The 13387-nt window shown below is 59.8% G+C and carries 9 protein-coding genes and 1 tRNA gene; 4 read left to right on the top strand and 6 right to left on the bottom strand.

The window, feature by feature from the left end; all coding sequences use genetic code 11:
* The first annotated feature begins 90 nt into the window (after window positions 1-90).
* Window positions 91-324: a hypothetical protein gene (locus WCS52_11060; GenBank protein ID MEI6167723.1), complete on the top strand. Its 234-nt coding sequence runs from the start codon at window positions 91-93 to the stop codon at window positions 322-324.
* A 36-nt stretch (window positions 325-360) separates the two neighbouring features.
* On the opposite strand, the gene WCS52_11055 is transcribed toward WCS52_11060, so the two are convergent.
* The 3 genes from WCS52_11055 to WCS52_11045 form a co-directional block, all read right to left on the bottom strand.
* Window positions 361-1842 carry a glutamate synthase subunit beta gene (locus tag WCS52_11055; protein MEI6167722.1) on the bottom strand — a complete coding sequence of 494 codons (1482 nt, stop codon included), beginning with the start codon at window positions 1840-1842 and terminating at the stop codon, window positions 361-363.
* Window positions 1835-6358: a glutamate synthase large subunit gene (gene gltB, locus WCS52_11050; protein ID MEI6167721.1), complete on the bottom strand. Its 4524-nt coding sequence runs from the start codon at window positions 6356-6358 to the stop codon at window positions 1835-1837. The genes WCS52_11055 and gltB overlap by 8 nt, the downstream gene beginning before the upstream one ends.
* Window positions 6359-6453: 95 nt before the next feature.
* Window positions 6454-8577 (bottom strand): glutamine synthetase III, encoded by a 2124-nt coding sequence (locus WCS52_11045; GenBank protein ID MEI6167720.1) that lies wholly within the window; start codon window positions 8575-8577, stop codon window positions 6454-6456.
* A 303-nt stretch (window positions 8578-8880) separates the two neighbouring features.
* Here WCS52_11045 and WCS52_11040 point away from each other — a divergent pair, with 303 nt between their 5' ends.
* The 3 genes from WCS52_11040 to nhaD are packed head-to-tail and all read left to right on the top strand — an operon-like array spanning window position 8881 to window position 11873.
* Window positions 8881-9621, top strand: a complete 741-nt coding sequence (locus WCS52_11040) for a sulfite exporter TauE/SafE family protein (protein ID MEI6167719.1) — start codon at window positions 8881-8883, stop codon at window positions 9619-9621.
* A gap of 9 nt (window positions 9622-9630) precedes the next feature.
* Window positions 9631-10593, top strand: coding sequence for a 1-phosphofructokinase family hexose kinase (locus WCS52_11035; GenBank protein MEI6167718.1), 963 nt, complete (start codon window positions 9631-9633; stop codon window positions 10591-10593).
* Window positions 10590-11873, top strand: a complete 1284-nt coding sequence (gene nhaD / locus WCS52_11030; protein MEI6167717.1) for a sodium:proton antiporter NhaD — start codon at window positions 10590-10592, stop codon at window positions 11871-11873. Before WCS52_11035 ends, nhaD begins: the two co-directional genes overlap by 4 nt.
* Window positions 11874-11902: 29 nt before the next feature.
* Here the strand turns inward: nhaD and WCS52_11025 are convergent, their stop codons facing one another.
* From WCS52_11025 to WCS52_11015, 3 genes are all read right to left on the bottom strand, one after another.
* Window positions 11903-12169, bottom strand: a complete 267-nt coding sequence (locus WCS52_11025) for an acylphosphatase (GenBank protein MEI6167716.1) — start codon at window positions 12167-12169, stop codon at window positions 11903-11905.
* 6 nt (window positions 12170-12175) lie between these two features.
* Window positions 12176-12919, bottom strand: a complete 744-nt coding sequence (locus WCS52_11020) for a glucose 1-dehydrogenase (GenBank protein MEI6167715.1) — start codon at window positions 12917-12919, stop codon at window positions 12176-12178.
* 205 nt (window positions 12920-13124) lie between these two features.
* Window positions 13125-13199 (bottom strand) — tRNA-Asn (locus WCS52_11015).
* Between the last annotated feature and the right edge of the window lie 188 nt (window positions 13200-13387).

Here is a 13387-nt window from a genome sequence, read left to right as displayed (position 1 = left end):
TACCATACCATATCGTCACGTCGGCCTAGACAAAATAGCGGAAAAGAGGGAAAATAATCACGAAGGGATAGATGAAGAAAGGAGGGCATTATGCATCCTGTCATTACAATGAAAACGTGGGCTCATGCACATCACGTGGATTCACGCCATGAGGTGGCCGACCGCCTGACTCAGTGGGTTCATGGGGAGGATTTCTGGCCTGTGATCGGCGTCGTTCTGGCGCTCACAATCATGGCCATCATGGTCTATATGGCCGCAAAATTCGCCCCTTTGAACGGCGCTGATGCCATGTATAGTTCCCCCTCTTACATGTGGATGCATTGAGACAGAGTTACGGTTGATTTCCCATCTTAATCGTAATCATAATCGTGATCCTTTCCGTGGCAGAAGATTACGATTAGGCATTCGAATCGCCTGTCCCTCAAGATAGGCGATGACCCCGGCGGCCGCCTGACGGCCATCCCGGATCGCGCGGACCACGAGGGAGGCGCCTTGCGTCATATCACCGGCCACAAAGATGCCGGGGAGGTTGGTCATGTTCTGCTTGTCACGCCAGATCACCCCGCTGGGTTCGGTCTTGATGGCAAGTCCCTCCACGATTTTATTGCGCTCGGGACCGGTAAAGCCCATCGCCAACAGGATCAGGTCAGCCTCAATCACAAACTCGGAACCGGGCTTTTCGACCAGGGAAGGGCGTCCGCCACCAGCCGGGGTCACCCACTCCACCTCCACCGCGCGCACGGACTTCACGGTGCCATCGCGGCCCATGAATTCCTTGGTTGCCACGCACCAACGCCGGGTACAGCCTTCCTGATGACTGCTCGAGGTCCGCATCTTCACCGGCCACATGGGCCAGGGCGTAGCGGGGGACCGGGTCGGCGGCGGCTGGGGTAAAATCTCGATCTGGGTAACCGATTTGGCCCCCTGCCGGATGGAGGTCCCGACGCAATCGGAGCCCGTATCGCCCCCGCCGATCACCAACACGGTTTTCCCGGCCGCCAGGATGTCGGTGCCCGGCTCGACGATCTCCCCGCCCAGCCGCTTGTTCTGCTGGACCAGGAAATCCATGGCAAAATGAATCCCCTTCAAGTCACGGCCCGGGGCCTTGATATCACGGGCTTCACGGGCCCCGCCGGCCAGACAGATGGCATCAAACCGGTTCTGAAGGTAGTGATAGGAAATATCCTCGCCCACCTTGACCTGATTTTCAAACACCACGCCCTCCGCCTGCATCAACTGGATCCGGCGATCCACCACCCACTTGCCCAATTTGAATTCCGGGATCCCGTATCTCAAAATGCCGCCCGGCTTCTCATCGCTATCATAGACGACGACCCCGTAGCCGGCATGGTTCAGGCTGTCCGCGATCGCCAGACCCGCCGGTCCGGACCCCAACACGGCCACCCGTTCTTTTCGGCGGACCGCCGGAGGGGCGGCCTTCAAATACCCCAGTTCAAATCCTTTTTCAATGATCGCCAGCTCAATCTGACGGATGGAGACCGGCTCCTTGTTGATCCCGAGCACGCAGGCTCCCTCACACGGCGCCGGACAAATGCGCCCGGTGAATTCGGGGAAATTATCTTTCGACAGCAGGATATCCAGGGCCTCTTTCCAGCGCCCCTGATAGACATGCTCATTGAATTCCGGAATCACATTCTCAACCGGGCAACCGCTGCAGTGACAGAACGGCGTGCCACAATCCATACACCGGGCCGCCTGCTCCCGCACCTCGGCGTCCGTGGGCCTGAGCTCCACCGCATTGAAGTCCTTCACCCTCTCGGCCACAGGCCGATAGCCTGGATCGTGGCGTTCAAACTCCATAAACCCGGTTACCTTACCCATGAATCACCTCTGCTCGTTCGGTCGCTTCGTCTTCCTTCATCATCTGGCCCATCACACGGCGGTATTCCATCGGGAACACCTTGATGAAATACGGCAATTGTTCTTCCCAGTTCTCCAGGATGCGTTTGGCTTTCAGGCTCCCGGTATAGCGCAGGTGCTTCTCCAGCAAGCCCCGTAGTTCCGCCTTATCCGTCGCGCTGACCACCAGTTCCAAGTCCACCATGTCTAAATTACAGCGGGCATCAAAGATCCGGTGTTCATCATAAATGTAGGCGAGTCCCCCGCTCATGCCGGCCCCGAAATTGACCCCGGTATGACCCAGCACCACCACCCGGCCGCCCGTCATATATTCGCAGCCGTGATCGCCAATCCCCTCCACCACCGCCGTCGCGCCACTGTTGCGAATGGCGAACCGCTCCCCGACCGCACCATTCAGGAAAACTTCTCCACAGGTCGCCCCGTACAGCAGCACATTCCCGGCAATGATGTTCGACTCCGCCACGTACGTCGCCCCCGGGAAGGGCTTGACGATGATCCGGCCACCGGACAACCCCTTGCCCAGGAAGTCATTGGACTCCCCTTCCAGCACGAGGGTCATGCCCCTGGCACACCAGGCCCCGAAACTCTGTCCGGCCGAGCCCTTGAAGGTCAGGGTGATCGTGTCATCCGGCAGCCCGGTATGACCGTATTTCTTCGCCACCAGCCCGGCAATCATCGTGCCGACCGTCCGGTTCACGTTCCGGATTGGATTTTCCAACGAGACCGGCTTCCCGGTTTCAATCGCCGCCTTGACCTTCGGGATCAATTTAAGATCCATCGCACTGGCCAGCTCGTGATCCTGCTTCCCGACACACCGGACCGGTCCGTCTCCCGGCGGACGATAGAGAATCTTCGAAAAGTCGAGGCCCTTCGCCTTCCAGAAGGTGATCGCCTGGTTCATTTCCAGACAATCCGAGCGGCCGATCATTTCATCAATGGTGCGGAAGCCCAGTTCCGCCATGATTTCCCGGACTTCACTGGCGATGAAGGTGAAGAAATTGACCAGGTGATCCGGACTTCCGGCAAACAACTTACGCAACTTCGGGTCCTGGGTCGCCACGCCTACCGGACAGGTATTGTTATGACACTTGCGCATCATGATGCAGCCCAGCACCACCAGGGCAGTGGTCGCAAAGCCATATTCCTCGGCTCCCAGCAAGGCCGCCACCACCACATCACGCCCGGTCTTGATCTGGCCATCTGTCTGCAGCCGGACCTGTCCTCGCAGGTTATTCAACACCAGCGTCTGCTGGGTCTCGGCCAGTCCGAGTTCCCAGGGCGCGCCGGCATGCTTGATGGAGGACAACGGCGAGGCGCCGGTGCCGCCATCGTAACCGCTGATCAGGACCATATCCGCATGCGCTTTCACCACGCCGGCGGCGATCGTCCCCACTCCCAGTTCCGAGACCAGCTTCACCGAGACCCGCGCTTCCGGATTGACGTTCTTGAGGTCGTAGATCAGCTGCTTGATATCCTCAATGGAATAGATGTCATGATGCGGCGGCGGCGAGATCAGGGTCACCCCCGGGGTCGAGTGCCGCACTTTGGCAATCTCCTCATTCACCTTGTGACCGGGCAGCTGCCCGCCCTCACCCGGCTTGGCGCCCTGGGCGATCTTGATCTGGAGCTCGCGGCAATTCACGCAGAATTCCGTGGTGACCCCGAACCGTCCGCTGGCGATCTGCTTGATGGCGCTGCACCGGCTGTCCCCGTTGGGAAGCGGCTGATAGCGCGCCGGATCCTCGCCGCCCTCGCCACTGTTACTCATGCCGCCCAGCCGGTTCATGGCGATGGCCATCGACTCATGGGCTTCGCGGCTGATCGATCCGAACGACATGGCACCGGTGACGAACCGCTTCATGATCCCGGCCACCGGCTCGACTTCCGCCAGAGGCACCGGGGTCCCGGGCTTAAACTTGAACATGCCCCGCAGGGTGAACTGCTTCTCCGCCTGGTCATTGATCAGCCGGGCATACTCGCGGTACAGTTTCACATCCCCGGCACGGGTCGCGTGCTGGAGGTTGGCAATCGCCTCCGGGGACCAGAGATGCCGCTCGCCATCCCGGCGGTAGCGATACTGGCCACCGGCCGGCAAAAAGGATAGCGCCGCCGTCTGGGCGGAATACGCCTCGTGGTAGCGGGCATTCGCCTCGGTCGCGATTTCCGGCAGGCCGATGCCGCCCACCCGGGAGGCCGTGCCGGTGAAAAAGCGATCGACCAGCGCCTGGTCAATTCCCACCGCCTCGAACACCTGGGCACTGCGATAACTTCGCAGGGTCGAAATCCCCATCTTCGACATGACTTTACGGAGCCCTTCACACAGGGAGCCCACATAATTTTCCGTCGCCTTGGCCGGCCCGATATCCGCACTCAGCTCTTTCCGGAGCGCGAGATCGGCAATGGTTTCAAACGCCAGGTAGGGGTTGATCGTGGTGGCCCCATAGCCGAGCAGCAGGGCCATGTGCATCACCTCACGGGCTTCACCGGTTTCCACAATCAGGCCCATTCCGGTCCGGCGCCCGCTGCGCACCAGATGCCGGTTGACGGCCGCCACCGCCATCAACACCGGTATGGGCGCCATCCCGTCGGCCAAATCCCGGTCACTCAGAATCAGGAGGTTCTTGCCGTCGGCCACCCGTTCATCCGCGGATACGCACAACTGATCCAACGCCGCATTCAACTCCGCGCCGGAACCGCCCGCCGGAAACCCGATCGGGATCGTGGCGGCACTGAAGTCCTTGAGCCCGAGCCCGCGGATCTGCTCCAGATCCTCATTCGACAGGAAGGGATGCCGCAACTTGATCAGGCGGGCATACTGCGGCGTTTCCAGCAGGATGTTGGAGGGATTCCCGATGAACGTCATTAATGACATGACGAGTTCTTCGCGAATCGGATCAATGGGCGGATTGGTGATCTGGGCGAACAGCTGCTTGAAATACGAAAAGAGCAGTTGCGGCTTTTCGGAAAAGACCGCCAGCGGCGTGTCCGTCCCCATCGAACCGACGGCCTCATGCGCCTTGGAGGCCATGGCCTCCAGCAGGATCTGGACGTCTTCACGCGTATACCCGAACAACCGTTGCCGCTGGAGCAGCGACTCGGCTTTCGGAGTGATGGGCGCCATGGCCTCAAACAGGCCCTGTACCGAAACCTTGTTTTCCTCAACCCAGCGGCGATAGGGCTGACGACGGGACAGCTGGCTTTTGAGCTCCTTGTCCTTCAGCACGCGCTTGCGGGCCAGATCCACCAGCATCATCTGGCCGGGGCGCAGGGCCCCCTTCTCCAGCACCCGTTCCGCGGGAATATCCAGCACCCCTGCCTCGGAGGCCATCACAATAAAATTATCTTTCGTGATCGTATACCGCGCCGGACGCAGACCATTGCGGTCCAGCAGGGTCCCGACGACCGAGCCGTCCGTGAACGCCACCGTGGCCGGACCGTCCCAAGGCTCCATCAAGCCCGCATGGTATTCGAAAAACCCCTTCTGATCCGGGCCAATGGGATATTTCGCCCCCCACGCTTCCGGAATCAGCATCATCATCGAATGCGAAATCGAACGGCCCCCGGCGACCAGCAGCTCCAGCGCATTATCCAGACAGGCGGAATCACTTCCCCCGGGGTCAATAATCGGGATCAGCTTGCGGATATCATCGCCGAACAGCGGCGAGGCCAACCCGTTCTCGCGGGCCTGCATCTGGTTGATATTCCCGCGCAGCGTGTTGATTTCACCATTGTGGGCCAGAAACCGGAAGGGCTGGGATAGCTCCCATGACGGGAACGTATTGGTGCTGTAGCGCTGATGAATCACCGCCACGGCGCTCTCCATGTCCGGATCGTTCAAATCCTTGTAGAAACCGGAAACCTGGCCCCCCATCAGCAGGCCCTTGTACACAATCGTACGGGAGGAAAAACTGGGAATGTAAAACCGCTCCTCAGGGCTGATCACCTCCGCCACCCGGTGCTGACACTGCTTGCGGACCACATACAACTTGCGGTCGAGCGCCGGTCCGGACCATTTCCCCCCGCCCACGAACACCTGCATGACGAACGGTTGCGCCGCACGCGCCTCGGCCCCCAGGATCCCGCCATCGGTGGGAACATCCCGCCAGCCGATGAAGTCCAACCCTTCCTCCTGGATCACCTGCTTGATGGTCGACAGGCATTGGCTCCGGGCCTTCGACTGGGGCAGGAACAGCATGCCCACCCCATAGGCCCCCGTCGGGGGCAACGTGAATTTCAGCAGGGCCGCCTCTTTGCGGAAAAACTTATCGGAGATTTGCAGCAAGACCCCTGCGCCATCACCCGTGCTCAAATCGCCGCCCACGGCGCCGCGATGCAACAGGTTTTTCAGGACTTCAATACTATCGGAGACGATGCGATGGGACTGAACCCCGTCAATATTGGCAAGAAACCCAACGCCGCAATTGTCGTGTTCATTGGCGGGATCATATAACCCCTGGGGGACAGGCATTCCATTCATCGTACACTCCTCTTTTTCTCTCCGCAAAATTTGACAAAAACCCCGCCGGGTGTGTCCCGACGGGGCATTGCTTATACTGAAACTTAGAAACCGAATCAACGATAGAACAACATGTCAGCATAAGTCGGCAGCGGCCAATACTCGGCATCCACCACCGGTTCAATTCCATCCGACACCTTGCGCAACGCCACCATGGCCGGAACCACGACGTCCCGGTAGGCCACGGCTTTCTTGCCCACCGCCGGCTCGCTCGCGGCCTCGGCAAGCAGATCCGCCAGGACATCAATCGACAGCCCCATCTCGGCGGCCGCGTCATTCACTTCCTGCAGCAATTTCGACTGAATCACGGCATCCACGCCGGCCGCCTCAACGGCATTCACGCCGTGCGCCAGATCCGTCGCATAACTGATCAGGGACGGCAGGATTTCACGCCGCGCCATGGATAACATCGTCTTGGCCTCGATGTTGATGGTCTTGATGTAATGCTCCAGGAGAATTTCATGACGCGCATGGATTTCCTCTTTGGGGAGGGTGCCATGCTTGATCATCACCTTGGCATTCTCTTTCTCCATCATGACATTGATGCCATCCACACAGTTGCGGATGTTGTGCAGCCCGCGCTTGGCGGCTTCTTTCTTCCACTCTTCGGTGTAGTTGTCACCGTTGAAGATAATCGCCTCGTGTTCCTTGGCGTATTTCTGCAACAACGTCTGGACACTCGCATTGATGTTCTTGGCGCCCTGCAGGGCATCCGCCATCTCCGACAAGGCGTCCGCCACAATCGTGTTCAGCACGAAGTTCGGCCCGCTCAGGGACTGCGACGACCCCGGCATGCGGAACTCGAACTTATTGCCGGTAAAGGCAAAGGGCGAGGTCCGGTTGCGATCGGTGGTGTCCATGGGGATCGAAGGAAGCGTGGTCACGCCCAGCTTCAAATTCCCGCCCTGCTTCGAGCGGCTCGCGCCACCCTTCTTGATCTGCTGGTAGATGTCCGTCAGCTGGTCGCCCAGGAAGATCGACACAATCGCCGGCGGCGCCTCGTTGGCCCCCAGACGATGGTCATTACCCGGCGTGGCCACCGTGGCCCGCAGCAGGTCGGCATACTTGTGCACCGCGCGAATCGTGGCGAACAGGAACACCAGGAACTGCATGTTGTCATGCGGCGTGTTGCCGGGATTCAACAAATTGATGCCGTCATCCGTGCAGAGCGCCCAGTTGTTGTGCTTGCCGGAGCCATTGACGCCCGCGAAGGGCTTTTCGTGCAACACGCAGACGAACGCGTGCTTGCGGGCAATCCGCTGCATCATCTCCATGGCCAGCTGGTTGTGATCCACCCCGATGTTGACCGTGGCGTAAACCGGCGCCAGTTCGTGCTGGGCAGGGGCCACCTCGTTGTGCTGCGTCTTGGCCGACACCCCCATCTTCCACAGTTCCTCATTCAGGTCCGCCATGAACGAGGCGACCCGCTCATGAATGGCGCCGAAATACTGGTCTTCCAGTTCCTGCCCTTTCGGCGGAGGCGCCCCGAACAGGGTGCGGCCGGCAAACCGGAGGTCCGAACGCTTCTCGACAAACTGACGGTCAATCAGGAAATACTCCTGCTCGCCACCCAGGGTGGTGATGACGCGCTTGCTGGTGTTATTGCCCAACGCCTTCAACACCCGCATCCCCTGCTTGTTCAGGGCCTGCATCGAACGCAGCAACGGCGTCTTCTTGTCCAGCGCCTCGCCGGTATAGGAGGCAAAGGAGGTGGGAATGAACAAGGTGGTGTTGAGCCCATCCGTCTTGACAAAGACCGGGGAGGTGCAATCCCAGACGGTGTAGCCACGGGCTTCAAAGGTGGCGCGAATGCCGCCCGAGGGGAAGGAGGAGGCATCCGGCTCACCCTGCGTCAGCTCCTTGCCGCTGAATTCCATCATGATCCGCCCGTCGGCCGTCGGGGAAATGAACGCGTCATGCTTTTCCGCCGTGATCCCGGTCATCGGCTGGAACCAATGACAGTAATGCGTGGCCCCCTTCTCAATCGCCCAATCCTTCATCGCATTGGCCACGACATCGGCAATGGAGGGATCCAGCTCCTTGCCCTCATCGATCGTCGAACGCAGCTTCTTGTAGACATTCTTCGGCAGACGCGCCCGCATCACCACATCACTGAACACATTCGATCCAAACATTTCAGGCAGAGATTGCTTCTTAACAGATTCACAACATCCATTCATAAGTGACTCCTTAATTTGATTCCCATTCCACACAAAAACTTGAACATTTATTTAGCAAATATCATGCCAACCGCAGCACAAGAATGCACAACTCATTTAACCGCAAGTATTAACATTTAATCCCACCCCGGCGTAGCGACCTGCGAAACCTCAAAATAGTACATTTTTGCAATATACAGCCCCTTGGTTGTACAAATTTGTAATATTCAGCCTTCCGTCACGTGCGCCATCATAAGGGGCGGGCAAGATAACTGAAAGATTTTTTCGACAGAATTTACGGAATGGGACAGAATGGATTGAACTATGAGCGAACTGACTTCTTTGCAATGGGGGATTATGGCCCTGGCCGCGCTGATCATCGGCCTGGCTAAAAGCGGCCTTCCCGGGTTGGGGATTCTGGCGGTCCCGCTGGTGGCGGCCGTGATCCCGGCCAAGATCTCCACCGGCCTGATCCTGCCCATGCTGATTGCCGGGGATATCATTGGCGTGATGTACTATCATCGGCACGCCGAGTGGCCGCGGTTATTCAAGCTCTTTCCCTGGACGATCGCCGGCATTTTCGCCGGCTGGCTGTCGATGGGCCACCTGACAGATGCCCAGATCCGCCCGATCATCGGCGGCATTGTCCTGTTCATGCTGGGATTGAATCTGTGGCGACAACGCTTTGCGAATCCCGAAAGCCTGGTTCCACACCATCACGGGGTCGCCGTCCTGATCGGCCTGCTGGCGGGGTTCACCACCATGATGGCCAATGCCGCCGGCCCGATCATGGGGATTTATCTGCTGTCCATGAAACTCCCGCCCACGGCCTTCATCGGCACCAGCGCTTGGTTCTTCCTGCTGGTCAACACCTTCAAGGTCCCCTTCAGCGCCCAGTTGGGCCTGATCACCCTCCCCTCCCTGACCTTCAACGCCCTGCTGCTGCCGTTCATCGCCTTGGGCGCCTGGCTCGGCATCCGCTTCGCCCGCCACATTCCCCGCAAGGTGTTCGAAGTCCTCGTTCAACTGTTCGCCGCTATCGGAGCCATTAAATTATTTTTCTAGGATTCCCTTATGTTCGTAACACTGACACTTAATCCGGCGGTGGATCAGGCGCTCCAGGTCGCCGGTGAGTTGGCGCTGAACCACCTGCATCTCATAGAGGCGGAAACCAATAGCCCCGGCGGGAAGGGCGTCAATGTCGCCAAGGTGCTCGCCGCCAACAGACGGCCGGTGGCCGCCGCCGGCCTGTTGGGCGAGGACCAGCTCGGGTTCTATCAGAAAGCCCTCATCGCCGCCGGCATCACCTGTTGCTTCCTCCCCCTGCCCCACCCGACCCGGATCAACCTCATGTTCTCCGACGGACAAGGGCATGAAATGAAATTCAACCGCCCGGGCTTCCCGGATCTCGCCTTCGATGAAGCCGCCCTGCTTGCCTACGCCCGCTCCCTGGCAACTCCAGGCAATGTCATCATCATGAGCGGCTCGTTGCCCGTGCAATTCCCGCCAACCACCTATGCCCTCCTGATCCGCCTGTTCCGATCCGCCGGTTGCCCCACCGTCATCGACACCTCCGGCCCGGCGCTCGCCGCCGCTCTGACCGAAACGCCCGACGTGATCAAGCCCAACCGTCAGGAACTGGAGTCCGTTCTCGGCAAATCGCTGGAGACTGAGGCCGCGATGCACGCGGCCTTACGCCGGCTCATGAGCCGCCATGAAGTGATCATCGTCTCCGATGGTGCGCGCGGCGCCTGGTTCGCGGACCGGACCCGGATCTGGTTTGCCGCCGCACCGGCCGTCGCCTGCGTCGACACCACCGGCGCAGGGGATTCCCTCCTGGGCCAATTCTGCGCCGACTATTTTCCCGCCCGTCAGCTCACCCCCGAGCTCATGGCGCGCGCCGTGGCCGCCGGAGCCGCCGCCGTGGAGCGCCACGGCACCCCGGTCATCCCCCCGGCCCGCATCCACGAACTGGCCCAACAGGTCCACCCCACCCTATCCGTCACCGATAACCCGCCCCCTCACCCCTCCCTATGATTACCGCCTTGATCATCGTTTTTGTCGGCGCCTATGCCGCCATCGCCCTTGAGCATCCGCTCAAGGTCAATAAAACCGCCTCCGCCCTCATCGGGGCCGGCCTCCTCTGGACACTGTATGCCCTGATGAGCGGGGATCATCACGGGGTAGCGGACAATTTAAATGAATCCGTGGCGGCCACCGCCCAGATCGTCTTCTTCCTGATGGGGGCCATGACGATTGTCGAGGTGATCGATGCCCATAACGGGTTTTATGTCATCACCTCGCGAATCAAGACCACCCAACTGACCTCGCTGCTCTGGCTGGTGGGGTTGGTCAGTTTTTTCCTGAGCTCGATTCTGGATAACCTGACGACCACCATCGTCATGATCTCCCTCATGAAACGGTTGCTGGACCGGCATGAGGACCGCCTCCTTTTTGCCGGCCTCATTGTCATTGCCGCCAATGCCGGTGGCGCGTGGACGCCGATCGGGGATGTCACCACCACCATGCTGTGGATCGGCGGCCAGATTACCTCGCTCAATATCATGAAAGGGGTCTTTCTCCCCTCCTTCGCCTGCCTGATGGCGCCCTTGGTGTTCCTGAGCGTTTCACTGCGCGGCCGTGCGGTCGTGGCCCCGGAAAGCAACGGCACCAGCCCCCTTGCAAACACCACCCCCTTTGAACGGGCCTTCATTTTTTCCCTGGGGATCGGCATCCTGGTCGCAGTGCCCCTTTTCAAGTCGGTCACCCATCTCCCCCCGTTCATGGGGATTCTTTTTGGCCTGGGGATCCTCTGGCTGGCGGGCGAGCTGCTGCACCGTGACAAGGAAGATGAGTTCAAGGAACCCCTCACCCTGGTGGCCGCGCTCAAGCGCATTGACCTCAGCTGCATCATCTTCTTTGTGGGCATTCTGCTGGCGGTCGCCGCCCTGGAGCACACCCATATCCTGGCCGCCCTGGCCACGTGGCTTGACCGGGTGGTCGGGCGCCAGGACCTCATCGTCATCCTGATCGGGCTCGCCAGTGCGGTGATCGATAACGTCCCGCTGGTGGCCGCCTCGATGGGGATGTACGATCTGGCCACCTATCCGCCTGACAGTTTCCTCTGGGGCTTTATGTCCTACTGTGCGGGCACGGGGGGCTCCATTCTCATTATCGGTTCCGCCGCCGGGGTGGCGGCCATGGGCATGGAGAAGATTCACTTCTTCTGGTATGCAAAAAAAATCGGAAGCCTGGCCGCACTCGGGTATCTGGCCGGGATTGCCGTTTATCTGCTGCAATACCACCTTCTCCATTAGGATGGCCGCAGTAGGTCCTCAGGACTTCGCTACCGAATTTCGAAGCCAGCATAGCCTCTGACCTTGCCCGGCACAGCAGTCAGGCGATCGACGCGCGCGGTGACCGGCCCCTGCTCGCACCAGGCCTTGAAGCAGTCCAGGGTGGCCTCATCCGCCTCGGCCTCAATGGTCACGGAGTCATCCTCCTCATTCCTGGCAAACCCGCAGACCCCTAACTGATTGGCCTTCGCCCGGACTGCCCAGCGGAACCCGACCCCCTGCACGATTCCTTCCACCCGCATGGAGAGATGGTTCATAGCGCCTCATACATAAATCATTTTGTGCGTCATGCCCCCGTCGGCCACCATATTGGTGCCCGTGATAAAGCCACTGGCGTCGGACGCCAGATAGGCGGCCAGGCTGGCAATGTCGTCCGGCTGTCCCACGCGTCCCACCCAATGCTGAGACTGGTCCGCCTCACTATGGACCGGCGTGGTGCGGGTACTCGCCTTGCGCCAGAGGCCCGTCTCTATCCAGCCGGGGCTGATGCCATTCACCCGGATATCCGGGGCCAGACTGGCGGCCAGCGCATGGGTCAAGGCCACCAGCCCGCCCTTGGTGGCCGAGTAGGCCTCGGTCCCGGGTTCGGACATCAACGCACGGGTGGAGGCGATATTGATGATGGAGCCGTGACTCCGGCGCAAGGCGGGGGCAAAGTGTTTGGCACAAAGAAACGGACCGGTGAGATTCACCCCGATGACGCGCTCCCAATCGGACAGGCTGAGTTGCTCCACGGGCCGGTTGCAGGAAATCGCGGCATTATTGATTAACACGTTGACCCCGTTAAAGGCGGCCAAGGTGGCGGTGACGAGCCGGATGACCTCCGCCTCTGACGCCACATTGGCAGGGAGGTAACGGATGGGACCCAACGCCGCATACTCCGCCGCGGTTTCATGCCCGGCCTCCTCATCCGTATCGGCAATCACCACCCCATACCCATCCAACAGGAACCGCCGGGCCATGGCTTTGCCAATCCCCTGCGCCCCACCGGTAATGACGGCTATCATAGATCCTCCTCTGGTTACCATAAACTCAGCCCGCAAACGGTCGCCGATCACGTCCGCCTTGGCAGGCGGCAAGCCTGCCTACCATTGAGAGAATATCACGCGAAGCCGCGAAGTCGCGAAAGGAATTATTGGGAAATGGATGCCCCGGTTGGGTCGCAGAAAGGTTCACGGCACCGCCATACAGTGAATCGCAGATTCTACTGTATGGCTCCGGCGACAGGACTCGAACCTGTAACATTCTGGTTAACAGCCAGACGCTCTACCATTGAGCTACGCCGGAACAGTCAAAGAGCGGTACACTCTAGCGATTGGCGGTATATTGTCAAGTGACCAATCGCGAAAATCATCTCTTCGAAATGCTCAGTCCTGTTATGTGACGAATATGGATTCTGCTGAAAATACCTATTGCGCCCCGGCGCCAAAGGATTGGCGCCCTCAAAAATGCGAAGAAAACAACTTGTTTATCCC

The organism is bacterium (assembly GCA_037128595.1).
Lineage (GTDB): Bacteria > Verrucomicrobiota > Kiritimatiellia > CAIKKV01 > CAITUY01 > JAABPW01.
Note: the sequence above shows the minus strand (reverse complement) of the source record. Positions and strands in the feature narration are given on the sequence as shown.

Bases quoted from the DNA above. Each gene is read 5' to 3' on its own strand.
- WCS52_11060 (MEI6167723.1), top strand. From the start codon at position 91: ATGCATCCTGTCATTACAATGAAAACGTGGGCTCATGCACATCACGTG.
- WCS52_11055 (MEI6167722.1), bottom strand. From the start codon at position 1,842: ATGGGTAAGGTAACCGGGTTTATGGAGTTTGAACGCCACGATCCAGGC.
- gltB (MEI6167721.1), bottom strand. From the start codon at position 6,358: ATGAATGGAATGCCTGTCCCCCAGGGGTTATATGATCCCGCCAATGAA.
- WCS52_11045 (MEI6167720.1), bottom strand. From the start codon at position 8,577: ATGAATGGATGTTGTGAATCTGTTAAGAAGCAATCTCTGCCTGAAATG.
- WCS52_11040 (MEI6167719.1), top strand. From the start codon at position 8,881: ATGAGCGAACTGACTTCTTTGCAATGGGGGATTATGGCCCTGGCCGCG.
- WCS52_11035 (MEI6167718.1), top strand. From the start codon at position 9,631: ATGTTCGTAACACTGACACTTAATCCGGCGGTGGATCAGGCGCTCCAG.
- nhaD (MEI6167717.1), top strand. From the start codon at position 10,590: ATGATTACCGCCTTGATCATCGTTTTTGTCGGCGCCTATGCCGCCATC.
- WCS52_11025 (MEI6167716.1), bottom strand. From the start codon at position 12,169: ATGAACCATCTCTCCATGCGGGTGGAAGGAATCGTGCAGGGGGTCGGG.
- WCS52_11020 (MEI6167715.1), bottom strand. From the start codon at position 12,919: ATGATAGCCGTCATTACCGGTGGGGCGCAGGGGATTGGCAAAGCCATG.